Here is a 17,286-nt window from a genome sequence, read left to right on the forward strand (position 1 = left end):
TTTGGGCTCTGGGCAATCCCGGCGCCGAATCCCCGCAGGCCGCGTGTAGCGCGATGTTTGCCCGGGTATCCCGCCGGGAGTACAGGGCGCCAGCTAAGGGGTGCCAAGGGGTGCTAAGGGGTGGTAGTGATCAACCACGCGGCCCGCCGCAGGTCTCGGGCTTCAGGCCGGGTTGCCGGCATCATTGTCGGCGCGTGTATGGCCCTGCTGACCGGCGGTGTCACCGCGTGCTCGGCACCGGGCTCGACCCTGGAAAGCGCACCGGCGGTGACCGTCACTCGGATCAACGCAGCGCTGCACGATCCCGTGTGGTCGTATGCGCTACACGCCCTCGTGGCCCCGACCGACGATCACCGGCTCGCGGCGGTGAGTCACGTGGGTGGCGGTACTGCTCAGACAAAGCTTTCGACGCCAATGGCGTTGGGCCGCAATATTCAGATCAGCGACGCCGACGAGCGACACGTGTTCGTGCCGCAACCCGAACAGGGACGGGTGGCCGTCGTCGATCTGGCCAGTCTGCAGCAAATCGATGACTTCGACGCCGGTCCCGCCCCGGCCTACCTCGCCGCGGACGCCGGGATGCGGGTGCTGCTTGCGCTGTCGCGGGACGGGTCCGCGGTGACGCCGGTAGACCTCTACGGTTACCGCAAACTTGCCACGGCACGTACTGAAGATTCCGCATCCACTATCGCCGGTGCCAATCGCGGGCGTCAGATCGAGTACCACCTGTACGGAACTGCGGGTATCCGCTATTACAAGGGATCCTCGTCGCCTCCGGAGCAGCGCGGCGACTTCGACATGGATGTGGTGGCGGAAGCAGGCGACGCAACCAAGGTCAGCCGCACCTACGTAGCCGACCGCAATCGCAACGTTCTCTACGCCGTGGACTCTCGCCGCGGCGGCGGAGGGTTGGGGATTGTGGCCTGCACCCAGATGTCGTCCCCGATTCGCTATCTGGGCACCGATGACACCCGTGTCTATGCGGCCACCGACCGGGACTTGGTGGTGTTCGAGACGGCATCGTTCACCGGCTATCCGCAGGGGTCGATTCCGGTGCTACGGACCATCAACTACCGGACGCAGCTGCCCGACGACCCGGTCAGATCAGCACCCTTGTCCGGCATGGCAATTGGGCCAGATCGGGTATACCTCACCCTGCAAGACCAGCCGTACGTGATCGGTGTTGCCAAACCGCACCTATGACGACGCATGGGCCAATTGCGTTGACCGACACAGGAGGACCGATGAACGCGATATCCGAGCACTGGACGGCAACCGGCGTCGACGACGATCTGGAGCAACTCGGTGAGCAGATAACCGCGTTGCGCGAACTCGGGCAGCGCGACGACGAGATAAGTGACGAGCAAATCTACGATTTCAGCATCCGATGGGGCACGGCACTGGCGGGGCGGCTGCGGCGGCTGGCGCACTACAGCGCGCTGGGACTGCTCGATGCGGCCGACGAAGTCGGGTTTCACACACTGCGCAAGGAACTCGACGAAGTTTCGACGCTGATCGATCGATTTAATTTGTCCCGGCCGCGGCTGGCAACAGAGGTCAGCCCGTCACGCCGTCATCTGCGGACTGCGTAAGGAATTCGTTGTCGTGCAAGATGATCGCGGTCCGCGGTCGCGCACACTCGCCATTGCGGCAAGTCAGCGCCACCATGTAGGCGTCGTTGTCCTCGTCGAGGAACAAGAAGCCGAGATACAGGGCGTCTCCGACGTCGAAATCCGTTGTGCCGCAAGATTCGCAGTGTCCGCCTTTGGCGGCGATGTGCTGCAGTACCCGGTCGCGGGCCACCGGTTCCAGCGCGATCAGCTCTGGACGCACCATCGCGTCGTCTGCCATCTCAGATCTCCACGTCCTTGTCGTAGTAGACGTTGTCCTCGCGCCAGCCGCCCTTGCCCTTGCCGATGCCGGCAAAGTCATCGATGAATTCGATCTGGTTGATCCACTTGGCCATCTTGAACCCCACCTGGGTTTCGACCCGTAGCCGCAGCGGCGCACCGTGTTTGATGGGCAACGGTTTGCCGTTCATCTCATAGGCAAGCAGCGTCTGCGGTTTGTAGGCCAGTTCAAGATCGATCACTTCGTAGAACTGCCCGCCGCCCTCCGAGCTGGGTTCGTCGGTGCTGTTGTTCTGCATGGTCAGGAAGCAGATGTAGCGGGCCTGCGGCAACGGCCGTACCAGGTCCACCAGTTGGGCAAGCGGAATTCCACTCCATTCGCCAATGCTGGTCCAGCCCTGCACGCAGTTGTGCAGCACCCGCTGGGTCTGGGGATCGGCGAGTGCGCGCAACGCTGCCAGATCCAGCGTCACCGGCCGTTCGACGAGTCCCCCCACCCGCAGCCGCCAGTCCACGAAGTTGTGTACCGCCATGACCTTGTAGGCAGTCGACGTCGGCGGCTTGCCGTTCACGCGGTGCTCGGGGGACAACTTCTCCGGCGGGTAGTGCTGCCGGGAATCCAACGGCCGCAACAGAATGTGGCGGGTCCCACTGACCACGGCCCCCAGGACCCGTTGAACCGCACGCGGCCGGCGCAGGCTCCACAGCGTCGCCGCCACGTGGACGGCGACGACGACGCCGATGATCACCAGGGAAAGCACAGTGGCCCAACCGATATTGCGGACCGACCCGAAGATCATCGTGGCGGTGAGCTGGCCCCAGCCCCAGAAGAACACCATCGAGAGATGGATCACGATGAACACCGCGAACGCGACCAGCCCGATGAAGTGCAAACTGCGCGCCGATTGACGGCCACCCCATAGCCGCACATACCAGGGGAACCGGGCTTCGATCGCCGGCGACTGTGCCGCGCCGGTAAGGATCATGAACGGCGCCAACAGGAATATCACCGCCGCATACGTCAATTTCTGAATGGCGTCCAGCGGTTCGCCGGGCAGCAGCGGCGGCAGATTGAACGTCAAGTAGGTGACGATGTCGTTCCACGCGTCGGAGAAGATCGACCACGAGTAAGGCCAGTAGCGGTGCCATTGGCCAGTGGCGAACAAGAGGATGTAGTACGACAGTCCGACCAGAATCCAGCCGAGTACTGCGAAAAAGTGCCAATGGCGGCCCATTCCGAGTTGCTTGCGGCCCGGTAGCGCGATCAGTGGGTGATAGTCCTCTTCTTCATCGAGGGTGTCGTAGAGCTTGTCGGTCGGCATCACTTTGCGGGTGAACCTCGCCCATTCGGTGCCGGGCGTGCTGTGCTCGTTCCAGTACAGCTTGGGGTGGGTGGACAGAATCTCGATGCCGCTGCGCATGATCAAGGTGAGAAGTAGCAAGTTCAGCCAGTGGTCGATTCGCAACCAGAGCGGATAGTCGAGCGTGGTCATCTTGGGGCTTCCCAACGACTGTCAGTCATGCCAGTGCCGCTGTTGTGGGTAGGCCACGTTGATGCCCAGCAGAACCGACATGTGCAATCCGATGAATCCCAGTGCACAGGCGGCCGAAAGCGACCCGGGAGCCAGGTCCCACCTTCCGGTGAGGCCCGCCAGTCCGGGCAGGCTGGCCGCCCGGCTCACCAGATACAGGCCGAGGAAGACCACACTGATTAGGCTGCCGAGCTGCCAGCCCCGTTGCGGCACAGCCGGATTGACCGCGAATGCCATGGCTGCCACCGCCCCCACACAACCGGCGATCAACGCCACACAGTAGGCCACGAAGTACCCGGGCGGAGTCGGAGCGGTCACCAGGAAGTACACGTGGACCGCCATCAGACCGGCAAGCAGCAAACTGCCCGCGGCGGTCACCGCCCGCGGTAGGTTGAACGCCACGTAACCGTTGAGGGTGAGCATCCGGTATATCCGGCTGCGTTGCCACGCCCGCCGTATCAAAGCGCGCACCGGTGCTGCATACCCGGCCGCCAACACTGCAAACCACCGGGTACCGCGACCGGCCAAGCGTACGGGCGCAACCGGTTACGACTCGTACGGAGGATATTGCCGGTGCTGCAACGCGCGCGCCAGATGTGCGGCATTGCGGGCGGCCGCCGCGGTGGTCGAGGCGACCTGGTCAGGTATCGCATCGAGGTCGCCGTAGTCGGTGCTTTCCATCGCGGCGCCGTTCCAGTATGTGCAGCCCTGCGCCGGGATGCTGAACCCGATGTCGTTGAGTCCCTGAAACACGTCGGCAACCACCTTGTGAGCACCGTCCTCGTTACCCACCACGCTGACAATCGCGACTTTGCCGACCATCGCCGGTATCCCATCGTCGTCGGTGTTGGACAACTCGGCATCGAGGCGCTCCAGCACGCGTTGGGCGATACTCGACGGGTGGCCCAGCCAGATGGGCGTGCTGAGCAGCAGAATGTCGGCGTCCAACACCTTGCTTCGGATGGCGGGCCATTCATCGCCGGGACCCATGTCGTCCTCGACACCAGGCTTGATGGCGTGATCCGCGCAGCGAATCAGCTCGCACTCGGCGCCCGCCTTACGCAGCTCCTCGAAGACGTGCTCGGCGATCAATGCGCTGCTCGAAGCCGCGGGGCTGGGTTTGAGGCTGCATACCAGCCCGATGGCACGCAGCGGTGCTTGCGCCTGGTCAACCATGGCGCTGGTCATACCCGCCCTTGCGCAGGGCAAACCAGAACGGTTCGGTCTCGCCGTCGCGGGTACCCGACGCGCATGGATCAGTCGCATGCGCCCCTGCTCGATGCGCTTCTCGACTATCACCGCAGCAACCGTTACGGCTTTACACCGCCGGGCCATCGTCAAGGAACCGGAGCCGACCCCCGGGTGCTCGCGGTCTTGGGCAAGGACCCGTTTCGCAACGACGTGCTGGCCAGTGCCGGTCTCGACGACCGGTTGTCGCGCGGCAAATATCTGCCGCGCGCAGAGGATCTGATGGCCGATGCGGTTGGCGCGGAATCGGCGTTCTTCTCCACCTGCGGCAGTTCGCTGTCGGTAAAGGCGGCGATGCTAGCTGTCGCCGGCGGCAATGAGGGCGGGCTGTTGATGGCACGCGATAGTCACAAATCGGTGGTCGCGGGCTTGATCTTTTCCGGGGTGCGGCCCAGATGGCTCACGCCGCGCTGGGATGCCGAACGCCACTTCTCTCATCCGCCCTCGCCCGAACAAGTGCTGGAGGGCTGGGAGCGGCATCCCGATGCGGCGGGGGCACTCATCGTCAGCCCGAGTCCGTACGGCACGTGTGCCGACATCGAAGCGATTGCCGACGTCTGCCACGCGCGCAACAAACCGCTGATCGTCGACGAAGCATGGGGCGCTCATCTGCCGTTCCACGAGGACCTGCCGACCTGGGCAATGGACGCCGGTGCCGATGTGTGCGTGGTGAGCGTGCACAAAATGGGAGCGGGGTTCGAGCAAGGGTCGGTATTCCACCTCCAAGGCGACTTGGTGGATCCCGTGCAACTATCGGCGTGCGCCGACCTATTGATGACAACCAGCCCGAACGTAATGGTCTATGCGGCGCTTGACGGTTGGCGGCGCCAGATGGTCGAGCAGGGACACGAGCTGCTGGCCGCCGAACTCGACCTCGCCGGCTACCTGCGCGAGCGTCTCGCGGAGATCCCGGACGTCCTGGTTCTCAAAGACGAGCTGCTGGGCACGCAGGCGTCCTGCGACCTCGACGTGACACAGGTCCTGATAGACGTGTCCAGAACTGGGACGTCGGGCTACCAGGCCGCGGATTGGCTCAGGGAGAACTGCCACTTGGACATCGGCCTCAGCGATCACCGCCGCATCCTGGCGACGATGTCATTCGCCGACGACAAGCAAACCGCTGACCGCCTCTTGGCCGCGATGGCCCAATGGCGCAAGGCGGCAAGTGAATTCGAGCCGCCGCCGCCGATACAGCTACCGGATCCGGCTGAACTGCAACTGGACAACGTGCAGCTGCCCCGCGACGCATTCTTCGGACCAATCGAAATGGTGCCTGCCGCAACAGCCGCCGGCCGCATCGCAGCAGAGCAGATAACCCCTTATCCGCCTGGCATTCCGGCGGTGGTGCCGGGTGAGCGCCTCAACGATGCCGTGATCGACTACCTGCGCTCCGGCACGGACGCGGGCATGAACCTGCCGGATGCTTCCGACCCGAGCGCACAGTATTTCCGCGTCGTCGCCTGAAAGTAGCCCGGCCTAGTGGCCCGGCGTCAGCGGGACTTCTTCGTCTTTGTCGCATCACGCAATTCGCGATTGGTCGATTGCAAGTCGGTGTTGGCCGCCGAAAGCGCGGCGTTGTCGTCTTCGAGGTTGAGGATGCGCGCGATGCCGGCCAAGTTGATGCCGGCGTCTACGAGTTCGCTGATCCGCTTCAGCCGGGCTAAGTCGTCAGCACTGTAGCGCCGCGTTCCGCCATCGCTACGTGCCGGGGTGAGCAATCCGTGCCGTTCGTAGAGCCGCAGTGATTGCACTGCGACGCCGGAAAGTTCGGCGGCCACGGAGATGCCATACACACCGTGATCGGCGGCGGGCGCACCGCTGTCGTCAGGACGATCGGTCATTCGGACTTTTCCTTGCCTGCTCGTATAGAAAACCTGTTTACCACACTTGCATTACTCTGTCGACAATGTTATAAAAAACCTATGTCGCCAGACATAGAAAATTCCATCCGGACACAGCAGATTGGAGTAAGAGGTGACCGCCATGCTGATGCGTACCGACCCGTTCCGTGAACTGGACCGCTTCGCCCAGCAGGTGCTAGGTACGGCCGCGCGACCAGCGGTGATGCCGATGGACGCGTGGCGCGAAGGCGAGGAGTTCGTGGTCGAGTTCGACCTGCCGGGTATCGACCCCAACTCACTGGACATCGACATCGAGCGCAACGTGGTGACGGTTCGTGCCGAGCGGCCGGCCGTCGACCCCAACCGGGAGATGCTGGCCACCGAGCGGCCCCGTGGAGTCTTCAGTCGCCAGCTCGTGCTGGGCGAAAATCTCGACACGGACCGGATTGAGGCTTCCTATCAGGAAGGTGTGCTCAGGTTGCATATCCCCGTCGCAGAGAAGGCCAAGCCGCGCAAGATTTCCGTCGGCCGCGGTAATGGACAACACAGTCAAAGAGCAATCAACGACAACGAGTCCAAGCGGGAGGTGATAGACGCGTAATGGGTAGTCGGCGGCGCGGTGGCTAATGGTGCCCGTCGAAAGGCGCCGGCAGCCACCGCTCCACCGCGTCTGCGAGCCACACAGAACCCGAGGAGGCATGGTCCGCGATGAGCTGGGATCTCGACGGCCAGTCGGCGGCCGTTGAACAAGCATTGGCCGGCGGTGCACCGCAACGGGTGGGCTCGTTCCGCTTCTACTTCGCCGACCAGCGGTGGGAATGGTCCGAACAGGTGCAGCGAATGCACGGCTATGAGCCGGGCAGCATGACGCCGACCACCGACGTGGTGCTCTCACACAAGCACCCGGACGACCGGGGTGAGGTCGCGGCCACCATCGCCGAGATTCTGCACAATCAAAAGGCCTTCAGCACCCGGCACCGGATTATCGACACCGAAGGCACCGTGCGTCATGTCGTCGTCGTGGGTGATCGTCTTTATGACGACCATGGTGAGGTAATCGGAACGCACGGTTTTTACGTCGATGTCTCTCCGTTGCCCGAGCAACTACATGAGGACCTCGTCACGGCAAAGCTTGCCGAAATCGCCGAGAACCGCGCCGGCATCGAGCAGGCCAAAGGCATGTTGATGCTGGTCTATGACATCGACGAGGATGCGGCGTTCAACTTGCTGAAATGGCTTTCCCAAGAAGCCAATATCAAATTGCGGATGCTGGCCGAGCAGGTCTGTGCGGACTTTCGCGCCGCCGGCACCGCCTTTGGCATGCAATCGGAGTTCGACCAATTGCTGTTGACCGCGCATCTGCGGGTACACCGCGCCGATGACAATGCGGTCGCGAAGTAGCCCGTTTCAGTTCGGGGCGCCCTCGGTGTCGTCGAAGAACGACCAGTCCCCGTCGTCGTTGACCTCCATGCGCCAACCCAACTCCGAATTGTCGGCCACAGAATCGACAAACCAGGCGTGCGCGTCTGCGGCGGTAGCTATATCTTTGGTCGCTACGACCTCGCCGCGCGGGTTGAGAACTCGGTATTCAGCCATGCCGACTGGTTATCCCCTCTTCTGAATTTCAATCACTTGCGCCGCACACTCCCTCAATCGGGGGACACGGCGTTCCTCCTATCGGTGACCAATCACCCGACAGACATCACCGGCACATGACGGCATCGTTTCTAAGTATTAGAAGTAACGCCCGTGTCGGACGTACTTAGACCACGCCGCAAGGAAGGTTCCAACGTTGAACGGTGGGAATGGGTCAGGCCACCGCACTGGGCTACACATGAATGGCTTGGCCGCCGTCCCGTCGCCACCGCAGCAACACCATAACCAGGTGGCGCCATTTGGGTTGGGCGACTGGGCCATCAGCGACGACGAAATGGGTCCCGCTTCGGACTACCCGCCGCACTACGGCGAGCCGGCCGCCACGCCGATGCCGTGGTACGACAGCAATCCCGATATGGCCGTTGAGCAAGCCGTGCGAAACCTCATTGACGCGCTAGGCGTGGATGAAGGTGAGCACACCGCCCAGACACCCGCCCGCGTCGCGCGAGCATGGCGCGAGATGCTCTGGGGCTACAACGAGGTCCCAGAAGACCATCTCGACACCGACTTTCCCGCTCCGGACGACCCTGGACTCATCGTCATGCACGGGATCTCGTTCGCCTCGACCTGTGCGCACCATCTGTTGCCATTCTCCGGGACGGCCACCATCGCATACCGCCCCCATCCCGGCCAGCGCATCGTAGGCCTTTCCAAGCTGGCCCGCTTGGTGCACGGTTACGCCGCGCGGCTGCAGGTACAGGAGCGCATCGGACATCAGGCTGCCGCGGGAATCATGCGCAAGCTCAACCCTTCTGGGGCGATGTGTGTCATCACAGCGCGACATGACTGCATGCGGCTGCGGGGAGTGCGCGAACCGATCGCCGAGGCGACCACCGAAGCGCGCAAAGGCATGTGGCTGGATCACGAAATCACGCTCATCCACCGCCTGCACGCGGGCGGCCGGTAACAAGGTCAGGCGGACCGCGCCACGATCACCGGCATCCGGACGGAATTCACGACGGCGTTGCTCACCGAACCCAGCAGCATCCCGCCGAGCGCGCCCCTGCCATGGGTGCCCACGACGACCAACTGGACCGATTCCGACCTTTCGACGAGCTGCCGCGCCGGACGGTCGCACACCACGACCCGGCACACCGTCACGTCGGGGTAACGCTCCTGCCAGCCGGCCAGCCGCTCGGCCAGATTGCGCTCGGCTTCTGCCTTCACCTTCGACCAGTCCAGCCCCGGCAACTCGACAATCTCGAGGTCGCTCCAGGCGTGCAGGGCGATCAACTCGACACCGCGGCGCGAAGCTTCGTCGAAAGCCACGGCCGTCGCGAGCTCCGATGCCGGCGAACCGTCGATTCCCAGCAGCACGGGTGCCCGCTGGGCATGCGGCATCAACGGATCTTCGTCGCGGATGATCGCGACCGGACAGCTGGCGCGCCGCACCAGTGTCGAACTGACTGAGCCGATTACCGCCCGGGCCAGCGCTCCACGCCCCGAGCCGCCCACCACCATCAGGTCGGCCTCGCCGGACAGTTCAACCATCGCGGGTGCCGGCGCGGAGAACACTATTTCGCTCTCGATGGCGAGCTTCTGGTCCGCGGCGACGGCCTCTTCGGCGATCTTGATCGCGGCGGCGACGACCTTACGCCCCTCGTCCTCCTGCCAAACGGCCCACGTTTCCGGGTAGGGCATCGGCGGCCACGTCGCCACGTCGGTGCTCACCACGTGGACCACGGTCAACTGAACGTTTCTCATCGCGGCATCACGAGCTGCCCAACAGACGGCGGCATTGGATGCCGGCGAGCCATCTACCCCGACGACCACGCCCAGGCGCTTCATGTTTGTTTTACCGCGGGTGGACATTGCGCTATTCCTTCGGTGACGCGTCGTTTATCGGCAGTGCCGCGACGAAAGGCGTGTCGACGCCGACCCGGCCCACCGTGCTGGCACCGCCCGGAGAACCAAGCGGAGCGTCACGCCCTGGCAGGACCTCGCTGAAAAAGGCGGCGTTGTCGCCCAGATGCGCAATCTGGTCATCGGGAAGATCGCCTTCCCAATAAATCGCCTCGACCCGGCAAGCTGGTTTGCACGCGCCGCAATCAACACATTCCTCAGGGTTGATGTACATCGTGCGGGCACCTTCGTAGATGCAGTCGACGGGACACTCCAGGACACAAGACTTCTCGGCGATATCCACGCACTCACTACCGATGACGTAGGTCATGGCATGAAGGTACAAACGCGGCGTCGGCCGGCGCGCCTACCGAAAGGCCTCACCGGCAGGGACCAAAGACCCTTCTAGCCTTTTTCCGGCGGTCGCACCACGATCAGCGGCACCTTCACCGAGTGAGCCACCGCGGAGCTGACCGAACCCAGTAACATACCGGGAAATCCCCCGCGCCCGTGGCTGCCGATCACCACCAGTTGGGCGCGTTCGGACGCCTCGAGCAGCCAGTGTGCCGGTCTGTCGCAAACCAGCGATCGCTGGACGCGGACATCCGGATACTGCTCCTGCCAGCCCGCCAGACGTTCGGAAAGAACTTCCTCGCCTTGACTTTCGCGGTCGCGCCAATCCATGCCGAGAATCGGAAACACCCCGACATCACTCCACGCATGCAACGCGACAACCTCTACGCCGCGGTGGGAAGCTTCGTCAAATGCCAATGCGGTCGCAGCATCTGACGCGGGAGACCCGTCGATGCCCACTAGCACAGGAGCATTCGGCTCGACATCCGCGTTCTCATCTGAATGAATAACCGCGACTGGACAATGCGCATGTTGAAGCAATGCCGTGGTCATAGAGCCCATCAACATGCGGCCGAGCGCGCCCATGCCCTGGCTACCCGCGACGATCATCGAAGCGTGCTTGGAAGCGTCGATGAGCGTCGGCACCACGTCGGCATAAATCATCTCGGTACGAACCTCGGGGGCTTCGGACTCACCGAGGCCGGCGGTCAGCGCGTTGCGGGCCCGATCGATAGCTTGCTGCGCCGCATCTTTCTGCCACTGCGGCATCTCGTCGTAAAGTCGGCCCACCGGCCAACCGACCACCACGGGCGCGACGGCATGCATCAAAGTAATCGGCAACCGGCGCATTGCCGCCTCACGAGCCGCCCAGATCACGGCTGCGTCGGATTCCGCTGAGCCGTCGACGCCTACCAGGATTCCGTGTTTCGTTGTGGTCAGTAACGCCATGCAAGTCACGCTATGGGACTTGGACGCTTTTCGACAGGGCCAAATGACCCTAGGAGCGGCTTCGCGAGGGGGTTACGTTCCCAGTGCCCATCTTTCGAAAACCCCAAGCTAGCGCAGCAGCCGCCAATTATGCCTATCACCAAGAGCCTCAACGTCGAAGCCGTGGTGGAATCCATGGCTAGCTGGCAATGCCTCGTGGCTGTAGCCGTCCGATCAGGTAGAACGGCAGCGCGACAAAGAGAGTACCGCCGACAAGATTGCCGGCACCGGTCACGCATATGTTGGTCAGCAATCCATGGCTGCCGAACCCGAACCCGATCGCGGTGTGCGGTGCGGAAGCATGAAATGCGCTGAGCAACATGGGAAGACCAAGGAAACCCACGTTGGCCACGACGTGCTGGGTGCCGCCCATGACGAATGCGGACGGGCCGTAGAACGCGAAACCCATCCGTGCGACATCGCTGCGGGCTTTGTAGTACAAGCACATAGCGGTCTGCAGGAACCACGTGCACAACACCGCCAGCAAAAAGGCGGTCACCAACGGCTGGCCGGTCTTGTCCGCGCCGACGATTGCTGCGCGTGTCGCGAATGCGCCAAGGTACGGACCGCCCGCGGCGGCGCACACCGTGCTAAAGATTAGGACGCCAACGAGATTGCCGGTGAGGCCGATCGCCAGCAGCCTGAGGTAGCCTGGCCAATTCATCCGGGCCTGCAGGACTGCCAGGAATCCGGCGGCCATGTCGGCGGTGATCAGCGACATTCCCGAGACGAGAATGAGCACGAAGGACATCCCGAACGCCAAGCCCATCAGCAGACTCGCGATGCCAGGCGTGCTCACCCCGGTGCTGACCACCAACGACAGCAGGGTCCCGAACCCGACCATTGCTCCGCCTACCACCGAACGCATCAGAAAAGCCCACGGATGGGCCGATTTCTGGACTGCCATGTCGGCTATGCGGCACACCATGGCCCGCACGCTGAGCGGTTCGAACGGATCCTCGATGGTTCGATCGACGGCCAGCGCGAGTTGATCGCGCATCAGGAAGCTAACGCGCTGACCATGTCCACCCAGTCGTGCATCCGTCCCGAGTAGTACAGCAACGGAAGCGTGTCGTCGCGCCGTACCTCGCAAGCACGAATGAGCAGGATGACGTGGTCGCCGGCATCGTAAATCCGGTCTATGCAACCACTTACCGAGGCCGCGGCGCCGGCAAGCACCGGGCAGCCGTTGCCATCGGTGTCGAATTCGATTCCCTCGAAACGGTTTTCGCTCTTGCTGGCAAACCTGCGGGCAAGGTCCGCCTGATCGCGCGCCAGGATGTTGACGGCCACCGAACTACCCATGCGGAATGCGGGCAGGCTGCCCGCGCTGCGCGCCACGCATTGCAGCAGCAGCGGCGGATGGATTGACACCGAGGCGAACGAGCTGATCGTCATGCCTACCGAGCGCTCACCCAATCGAGTGGTCAAGACGGTGACGCCGGAGGGAAAGGCCCCCATGGCGTGGCGCATCGCGACCGCATCGACGGGGCCGCCGATGACCCACTCGCGGTCCGGTTGTTGGTCAGCACTGGCATTGATCGCAGAACTAGTCATGGCGGCCCTTCCTGAGGGTGTTGATCGTGCCGATAACCCCGACAATGTGCTCGTCGCTGAGCTTTTCTCCGTCGAAGACGCGGTTGAGCAGAATCTTGAGGTCGAGCATTTGCTGTAGGTAGACCAGGCATGGCGGGCAGTCTTCGAGGTGTTTGGCCACGATCGGACCCCAGCGCGCGGGATCCGAGTCAACAAGGTCGTCGACCAGCCGGACGAATTCGACGCAGTCGATCGGGGGAATCGTGTTGTCGTAGACGGTCATCGTTGATACCGCTTTTCCAATTGGTTGCGAAGGTTTCCTCGTGCGCGATAAAGCAGCGCGCGCTGCGCGTCAGTGGAGAGTTCCAGAACCTCGGCCGCCTCTTCGGCGGACACACCGACCAGGTCTCGCAGGATGACCAGCTGTCGCTGCCGCACCGGCAGCGCGTCCAGAGCCGCCCGCACATATCCAACGAGTTCCCGCTCCACGGTTTGGTCCTCCGGCAGGAACCGCCGCGACGGCGGGACACTCCAGTGCCCGGCATCGGGATGTCCGGCCGGGTGCATCCGGCCGGACAGCGGGTCGGCGGCGTCGGTGTCCGAAGTGCCCAGCACCTCGTGCTCGCGGATCCGCGCATCGCGGCGCCGATGCCGCGATGCGGTGTGTTTGACGATCCCGAACAGCCAGGTGGCCACCGACGAGCGACCCTCGAACGTGGCCGATGACTTGAGCACTTGCACCCAGGCCTCCTGTACCACCTCTTCGGCCGCTGCCGGTGAATTGACCATTGTGCAGGCGAAATTCACCATCGGTCGGTGGAAATCGCGCACCAAGCCGGCCAGCGGAATACCGCCGACCGTCAGCTCGGCTGTGGGCTCGGGAGGATCCGCGAGCGGGGTCATCGTTGACCCGGCTTGTCGCTCAGGGGCACCCGCCCAGTTCCCAACGCAATTGGGCCTCTGATGGCGACTGCACGGGGATGAACGCCGCCTCCCGATAACGCCGGCTGGCCGGCGTTCTGCTCGCGTATCCCTTGCCACCGGCGGTACGGATCTCCAAAGCCGCACTGGCACTGGCGATCTCGGCCGCGGTAAGCCGCAATGACAGCAACTCCTTCCTGCTGGGCGGGCGCGGCCCACCGACGGCCCCGGCCAGACTGGCCAACGTCGTCTCGGCCAAAGCCAGCTTGCCCTCGATCAGGTCGACGTCGGGAGTGAACACCGAGTTGACTCCGGTCAGGCCGATCCTGGTCTGAGTCAACGTGGTTCGGGCCAGCCCGATGCACATGGCCGATTGCAGGACGAGAAAGGTGGGGCGCACGGCGTCCAGGAAGCCGGTGAAGTCGGTGGACAGCACCTGCTCGTCAGCGACGTAGACATCCTTGAGCTCCAGGTACGACGAGGCCGTGCTGTCCATCGCCAGCAGCTTGAAATGCTCACCCACGGTGACGCCCGGGGCGTTCAAGAAGAACGGCAGCGCCACAATCAGTTTGTCGCCACGCTCGGTGCGTGCCGCGGTGACCAGCAGCGAGTCGTCGTAGAGGTTGCTGGCCCACCTGATGGAGCCGCTCAGCAGGTAGCCCCCGACGACCCGTGCGGCAGTCAGCTCAAGGCTGCCGCAACCGGCGGCCTCCTTGAACGCCGCGGCCATGCCGGTGACTCCCAACGCGGTCCCGGCCAGCAGTGGCCGGGCCGTCATCTCGCTCAGTGGCGTTGCCGCCGTGAGCAAGTACTCGATTGTCATCCGGCTGGCCCATACCGAGAACCCGGTGCTCATGCATTCCCCGGAGATCAGCCGGATCACTTCGGCCATCTGCGGCAACCTGCCGTCGGCGTTACCCGGGGCCCCCACCCCGAGCAGACCGGCAGCCCCAAGGGCGGCAAAGCTGCGGCGGGTGGTGTGCTCGCCGCGGTCCAATGCGCCGGCGTGGGCACGAATGTCTGCCAGCACCTGCGAATCGAGCAGGTCGATCGCGGCATTCATGGTCGCGGTCACGGCGACACCTCCTGTTCCGTGTTGTTCCATGTGTAGTCGAGAAACTTGCCGTCGAAGGTGACAATCACCCGATCTCCTTGTGGATCCGCCCGACGCTGGACGCTCATCCGGAAGTTGATCGCGCTCATGATCCCGTCGCCGAACTCCTCATTGATCAGTTCTTTGAGGGCCGGCCCGTACACCGACAGCGCCTCATGAAATCGGTAGATGGTCGGATCCGACACCAGTGACGGATCACTGCCCCGATAGGGCACCATCTGCAACGCGGTGACGGCGTCGGCACCGAGGTCGAGCAGCGCGGCAACGGTTTGCGCGTCCTGCGCGCAGAGCGGATGCTGGCCCAGCAGCGCAGCCACCGTCCACACCCGGTCCTTACCTATTGCCTCCGCGATCTTCGTCCAGGTCAAACCCTTTTCCACCCGCGCGAGCTTGATGGTCTCGGCCAGCTGCATGTTGGACCCGATGCCTAGCCGATGGCGAGCGTGGAATCGACTGCTGCCGGGCGGCGGAAGGTGTTGACCACCGGCGACCAGGCGATCGCGTTGTCGTGAATCTCCTGCAGGGTCTTGTCGTCGGCATCGCCGGCCAAAGTGACGTTGCACCGGACCGCGGTAAAGCCCAGCACCTTGCCGTCCGGGGTGTCCCCGACTCCCCACACCGCGGAGATGTCGATGTCGCCCTCCATCTCGACCTCGATCTTGGTGAGGGTGACGCCACGGTGGGTGGCGTTGGCCAACAGGCCGACCGAGATGCACGAACCCAACGCGGCCAGGGTGGTTTCCGACGGGTTGGGCGCCGAGTCGTCACCCAGCAGCGCGGGCGGCTCGCCAACCAGCATCGGGGCGAGGTCGCGCACATAAGTCATGTTGCGGAAACCGGCCTCGCAAACCGTTTTCGCCTTCAGGGTCTTCTTGCCCGTGCTGGGGTCGGCTTTGGCGTTACACGACAATCGGTCGAGTCCCTGCGCATCGATGACAAGCACATCGGTCATCAAATTTCCTCCGTTCCATTACGGCTAGGTGTTGGTGGGTCTTACTCAGGCCTTTCATGGCCTTTCACGTCGTTAGTGTTCGGCGGGTACGCAAACGTGACGGCTCCTTCGATTGATTTACATAAACGAAACAAAGCGACGGTGGCGGGCGGGTTTTTAGCACCGTCGAGTCGCGGGAATGACTTCGGCGCCGGGCGCCGAAACATGTTGCCAACGGCCGCTATACGAAAACCCGCACACCATCGTCAAGGTAGCGATGATGTGCGGGTTTGTATTCAGTGCGGCGCTAATTTGGCTCAGCGCTCATTCAGCGTCCTCAGCACGGAAAAATGCATTTGAGCACGTGGTCTCGGTCTCGCAGAACAGAAGTTCGTGGGACAAGGGGGGTCACCTCCTTCGCGGACTGGGTTGCGATCAGCGAGATTCGATTTGCCACGAATCCGCGGTGCCCCATCCTGCGCTCATTTGAATGAATCGACTGTCCCCCGAACAGTGAACGGCGGGTTGAAATCCGGATCCCGCGGCGATATGACCCGTTGTGTCCCCATTTCAGGGGACGCACCCGTCGACGGGCGCTGGTCAGGCCGCCGGCGCGGTGACGAAGTCGATGAGTTCTTCGACCCGGCTGATCAACTCCGGTTCCAAGTCATTCCAGTCGCGCACCGTCGAGCGGATGCGCCGCCACGCCTGGGCGATGTCGGACTGGTCGGCATGCGGCCACCCAAGCGCATCGCATATCCCGTGTTTCCACTCGATGTGGCGCGGCACAGTGGGCCAGGCGGTCAGACCGAGGCGCTGTGGCTTGACGGCCTGCCAGATGTCGACGTAGGGGTGACCGACAACCAAAGTGTCCGAGCCACCCGGGCCCTGGCGGACTGCGTCGGCGATGCGCGATTCCTTGGAACCCGCGACGAGGTGATCGACCAGCACACCGAGACGACACTGGGGACCCGGACGAAATTGCGCCACGATGCCCGCCAAGTCGTCTACGCCGCCGAGATGTTCGACCACGACGCCCTCGATGCGCAGGTCTTCCCCCCAGACCTGGGCGATGAGTTCGGCGTCGTGACGGCCTTCGACGTAGATCCGGCTGGCGCGCGCAACCCGGGCGCGCACGCCCGGCACCGCAACCGACCCCGACGCCGTTCGCGTTGCGGGTGCGGGGGCGCGCCGGCGCGGTGCGGTGAGGATCACCGGCTTGCCGTCGAGCAAATACCCAGGGCCAAGCGGGAATCCGCGGGTTCGGCCGTGCCGGTCTTCGAGATCGATACGGCCGTATTCGACTCGGACCACTGCACCGACGTATCCGGTCTGGGCGTCTTCGACGACCATCCCGATCTCGACCGGATGCTCGACCGAGCGGGGTTTGCGCCGCGTTCCGCCGGCGAGCACATCGGTCCCATAGCGATCGTCCACGCGGGCAGTTTAGAAAGTGACTCCCTGGATAAGGGTG

23 protein-coding genes are annotated in these 17,286 nt (G+C 63.6%); 6 read left to right on the top strand and 17 right to left on the bottom strand.

The features are described from left to right. Positions 1–198: 198 nt before the first annotated feature. Both AWC27_RS27080 and AWC27_RS27085 read left to right on the top strand, forming a co-directional pair. Complete coding sequence (locus tag AWC27_RS27080) at positions 199–1,203, top strand: YncE family protein (RefSeq protein WP_139837253.1); 1,005 nt, start codon at positions 199–201, stop codon at positions 1,201–1,203. A 41-nt stretch (positions 1,204–1,244) separates the two neighbouring features. After that, complete coding sequence (locus AWC27_RS27085) at positions 1,245–1,592, top strand: hypothetical protein (RefSeq protein ID WP_085673635.1); 348 nt, start codon at positions 1,245–1,247, stop codon at positions 1,590–1,592. Here AWC27_RS27085 and AWC27_RS27090 read toward each other — a convergent pair. The 4 genes from AWC27_RS27090 to AWC27_RS27105 all read right to left on the bottom strand — a co-directional run bounded on the left by AWC27_RS27090 (position 1,558) and on the right by AWC27_RS27105 (position 4,558). Beyond that, a complete protein-coding gene (locus AWC27_RS27090; RefSeq protein ID WP_085673636.1) occupies positions 1,558–1,851 on the bottom strand; it encodes a hypothetical protein in 294 nt (97 codons plus the stop codon). The two genes, AWC27_RS27085 and AWC27_RS27090, sit on opposite strands and share 35 nt — an antisense overlap. A 1-nt stretch (position 1,852) precedes the next feature. Further along, the gene (locus AWC27_RS27095; RefSeq protein WP_085673638.1) at positions 1,853–3,343 is read right to left on the bottom strand and encodes a molybdopterin-dependent oxidoreductase; all 1,491 of its coding nucleotides are present in this window, start codon (positions 3,341–3,343) and stop codon (positions 1,853–1,855) included. Between the two features lie 21 nt (positions 3,344–3,364). Further along, a complete protein-coding gene (locus AWC27_RS27100; protein WP_085673640.1) occupies positions 3,365–3,805 on the bottom strand; it encodes an oxidoreductase in 441 nt (146 codons plus the stop codon). 123 nt (positions 3,806–3,928) lie between these two features. After that, on the bottom strand, positions 3,929–4,558 hold the full coding sequence (locus AWC27_RS27105; RefSeq protein WP_245847541.1) for a flavodoxin family protein: 630 nt from the start codon (positions 4,556–4,558) through the stop codon (positions 3,929–3,931). Between the two features lie 75 nt (positions 4,559–4,633). Here AWC27_RS27105 and AWC27_RS27110 point away from each other — a divergent pair, with 75 nt between their 5' ends. Continuing rightward, positions 4,634–6,094, top strand: coding sequence for an aminotransferase class I/II-fold pyridoxal phosphate-dependent enzyme (locus AWC27_RS27110; RefSeq protein WP_085673644.1), 1,461 nt, complete (start codon positions 4,634–4,636; stop codon positions 6,092–6,094). Positions 6,095–6,120: 26 nt separating this feature from the next. Here AWC27_RS27110 and AWC27_RS27115 read toward each other — a convergent pair whose 3' ends face one another. After that, positions 6,121–6,471: a MerR family transcriptional regulator gene (locus AWC27_RS27115; RefSeq protein WP_085673646.1), complete on the bottom strand. Its 351-nt coding sequence runs from the start codon at positions 6,469–6,471 to the stop codon at positions 6,121–6,123. Between the two features lie 142 nt (positions 6,472–6,613). Here AWC27_RS27115 and AWC27_RS27120 point away from each other — a divergent pair, with 142 nt between their 5' ends. After that, positions 6,614–7,072, top strand: a complete 459-nt coding sequence (locus tag AWC27_RS27120) for an Hsp20/alpha crystallin family protein (RefSeq protein WP_085673750.1) — start codon at positions 6,614–6,616, stop codon at positions 7,070–7,072. A 107-nt stretch (positions 7,073–7,179) separates the two neighbouring features. Then, on the top strand, positions 7,180–7,872 hold the full coding sequence (locus tag AWC27_RS27125; RefSeq protein WP_085673648.1) for a PAS and ANTAR domain-containing protein: 693 nt from the start codon (positions 7,180–7,182) through the stop codon (positions 7,870–7,872). A 6-nt stretch (positions 7,873–7,878) separates the two neighbouring features. Here AWC27_RS27125 and AWC27_RS27130 read toward each other — a convergent pair whose 3' ends face one another. Further along, positions 7,879–8,067 carry a hypothetical protein gene (locus AWC27_RS27130; RefSeq protein ID WP_085673650.1) on the bottom strand — a complete coding sequence of 63 codons (189 nt, stop codon included), beginning with the start codon at positions 8,065–8,067 and terminating at the stop codon, positions 7,879–7,881. Positions 8,068–8,356: 289 nt separating this feature from the next. Between AWC27_RS27130 and folE the strand changes: the two genes are divergently transcribed. Next, positions 8,357–9,034 carry a GTP cyclohydrolase I gene (folE, locus tag AWC27_RS27135; RefSeq protein WP_245847544.1) on the top strand — a complete coding sequence of 226 codons (678 nt, stop codon included), beginning with the start codon at positions 8,357–8,359 and terminating at the stop codon, positions 9,032–9,034. A gap of 5 nt (positions 9,035–9,039) precedes the next feature. Here folE and AWC27_RS27140 read toward each other — a convergent pair whose 3' ends face one another. The 11 genes from AWC27_RS27140 to AWC27_RS27190 form a co-directional block, all read right to left on the bottom strand. Further along, positions 9,040–9,939 carry a universal stress protein gene (locus AWC27_RS27140; protein ID WP_085673654.1) on the bottom strand — a complete coding sequence of 300 codons (900 nt, stop codon included), beginning with the start codon at positions 9,937–9,939 and terminating at the stop codon, positions 9,040–9,042. A gap of 4 nt (positions 9,940–9,943) precedes the next feature. Then, positions 9,944–10,300, bottom strand: coding sequence for a ferredoxin (fdxA, locus tag AWC27_RS27145; protein WP_085673656.1), 357 nt, complete (start codon positions 10,298–10,300; stop codon positions 9,944–9,946). 74 nt (positions 10,301–10,374) lie between these two features. Then, positions 10,375–11,271: a universal stress protein gene (locus tag AWC27_RS27150; RefSeq protein WP_139837245.1), complete on the bottom strand. Its 897-nt coding sequence runs from the start codon at positions 11,269–11,271 to the stop codon at positions 10,375–10,377. A gap of 178 nt (positions 11,272–11,449) precedes the next feature. Next, complete coding sequence (locus AWC27_RS27155) at positions 11,450–12,310, bottom strand: formate/nitrite transporter family protein (protein ID WP_085673658.1); 861 nt, start codon at positions 12,308–12,310, stop codon at positions 11,450–11,452. Then, the gene (locus AWC27_RS27160; RefSeq protein ID WP_083113252.1) at positions 12,310–12,867 is read right to left on the bottom strand and encodes a flavin reductase family protein; all 558 of its coding nucleotides are present in this window, start codon (positions 12,865–12,867) and stop codon (positions 12,310–12,312) included. The genes AWC27_RS27155 and AWC27_RS27160 overlap by 1 nt, the downstream gene beginning before the upstream one ends. After that, entirely contained in the window at positions 12,860–13,129 is a 270-nt protein-coding gene (locus tag AWC27_RS27165) for a hypothetical protein (protein WP_083113253.1), read from the bottom strand. Before AWC27_RS27165 ends, AWC27_RS27160 begins: the two co-directional genes overlap by 8 nt. Next, positions 13,126–13,749: an RNA polymerase sigma factor gene (locus tag AWC27_RS27170; RefSeq protein ID WP_085673660.1), complete on the bottom strand. Its 624-nt coding sequence runs from the start codon at positions 13,747–13,749 to the stop codon at positions 13,126–13,128. Before AWC27_RS27170 ends, AWC27_RS27165 begins: the two co-directional genes overlap by 4 nt. Before the next feature lie 19 nt (positions 13,750–13,768). Beyond that, entirely contained in the window at positions 13,769–14,842 is a 1,074-nt protein-coding gene (locus AWC27_RS27175; protein ID WP_085673662.1) for an acyl-CoA dehydrogenase family protein, read from the bottom strand. Further along, positions 14,839–15,294 carry a cyanase gene (cynS, locus tag AWC27_RS27180; protein ID WP_085673664.1) on the bottom strand — a complete coding sequence of 152 codons (456 nt, stop codon included), beginning with the start codon at positions 15,292–15,294 and terminating at the stop codon, positions 14,839–14,841. Before cynS ends, AWC27_RS27175 begins: the two co-directional genes overlap by 4 nt. 14 nt (positions 15,295–15,308) lie before the next feature. Further along, a complete protein-coding gene (locus AWC27_RS27185) occupies positions 15,309–15,833 on the bottom strand; it encodes an OsmC family protein (protein WP_085673666.1) in 525 nt (174 codons plus the stop codon). 579 nt (positions 15,834–16,412) lie between these two features. Then, positions 16,413–17,249: a DUF3097 domain-containing protein gene (locus tag AWC27_RS27190; protein WP_085673668.1), complete on the bottom strand. Its 837-nt coding sequence runs from the start codon at positions 17,247–17,249 to the stop codon at positions 16,413–16,415. Positions 17,250–17,286: the final 37 nt, after the last annotated feature.

The sequence above is a fragment of the Mycobacterium szulgai genome (assembly GCF_002116635.1).
In the GTDB taxonomy this organism is placed as follows: domain Bacteria; phylum Actinomycetota; class Actinomycetes; order Mycobacteriales; family Mycobacteriaceae; genus Mycobacterium; species Mycobacterium szulgai.

Bases quoted from the DNA above. Each gene is read 5' to 3' on its own strand.
- AWC27_RS27165 (WP_083113253.1), bottom strand. From the start codon at position 13,129: ATGACCGTCTACGACAACACGATTCCCCCGATCGACTGCGTCGAATTC.
- AWC27_RS27125 (WP_085673648.1), top strand. From the start codon at position 7,180: ATGAGCTGGGATCTCGACGGCCAGTCGGCGGCCGTTGAACAAGCATTG.
- cynS (WP_085673664.1), bottom strand. From the start codon at position 15,294: ATGCAGCTGGCCGAGACCATCAAGCTCGCGCGGGTGGAAAAGGGTTTG.
- AWC27_RS27100 (WP_085673640.1), bottom strand. From the start codon at position 3,805: ATGCTCACCCTCAACGGTTACGTGGCGTTCAACCTACCGCGGGCGGTG.
- AWC27_RS27115 (WP_085673646.1), bottom strand. From the start codon at position 6,471: ATGACCGATCGTCCTGACGACAGCGGTGCGCCCGCCGCCGATCACGGT.
- AWC27_RS27160 (WP_083113252.1), bottom strand. From the start codon at position 12,867: ATGACTAGTTCTGCGATCAATGCCAGTGCTGACCAACAACCGGACCGC.
- AWC27_RS27105 (WP_245847541.1), bottom strand. From the start codon at position 4,558: ATGGTTGACCAGGCGCAAGCACCGCTGCGTGCCATCGGGCTGGTATGC.
- AWC27_RS27095 (WP_085673638.1), bottom strand. From the start codon at position 3,343: ATGACCACGCTCGACTATCCGCTCTGGTTGCGAATCGACCACTGGCTG.
- fdxA (WP_085673656.1), bottom strand. From the start codon at position 10,300: ATGACCTACGTCATCGGTAGTGAGTGCGTGGATATCGCCGAGAAGTCT.
- AWC27_RS27185 (WP_085673666.1), bottom strand. From the start codon at position 15,833: ATGACCGATGTGCTTGTCATCGATGCGCAGGGACTCGACCGATTGTCG.
- AWC27_RS27140 (WP_085673654.1), bottom strand. From the start codon at position 9,939: ATGTCCACCCGCGGTAAAACAAACATGAAGCGCCTGGGCGTGGTCGTC.
- AWC27_RS27130 (WP_085673650.1), bottom strand. From the start codon at position 8,067: ATGGCTGAATACCGAGTTCTCAACCCGCGCGGCGAGGTCGTAGCGACC.
- AWC27_RS27155 (WP_085673658.1), bottom strand. From the start codon at position 12,310: ATGCGCGATCAACTCGCGCTGGCCGTCGATCGAACCATCGAGGATCCG.
- AWC27_RS27110 (WP_085673644.1), top strand. From the start codon at position 4,634: ATGGATCAGTCGCATGCGCCCCTGCTCGATGCGCTTCTCGACTATCAC.
- AWC27_RS27080 (WP_139837253.1), top strand. From the start codon at position 199: ATGGCCCTGCTGACCGGCGGTGTCACCGCGTGCTCGGCACCGGGCTCG.
- AWC27_RS27090 (WP_085673636.1), bottom strand. From the start codon at position 1,851: ATGGCAGACGACGCGATGGTGCGTCCAGAGCTGATCGCGCTGGAACCG.
- AWC27_RS27170 (WP_085673660.1), bottom strand. From the start codon at position 13,749: ATGACCCCGCTCGCGGATCCTCCCGAGCCCACAGCCGAGCTGACGGTC.
- AWC27_RS27150 (WP_139837245.1), bottom strand. From the start codon at position 11,271: ATGGCGTTACTGACCACAACGAAACACGGAATCCTGGTAGGCGTCGAC.
- AWC27_RS27120 (WP_085673750.1), top strand. From the start codon at position 6,614: ATGCTGATGCGTACCGACCCGTTCCGTGAACTGGACCGCTTCGCCCAG.
- AWC27_RS27085 (WP_085673635.1), top strand. From the start codon at position 1,245: ATGAACGCGATATCCGAGCACTGGACGGCAACCGGCGTCGACGACGAT.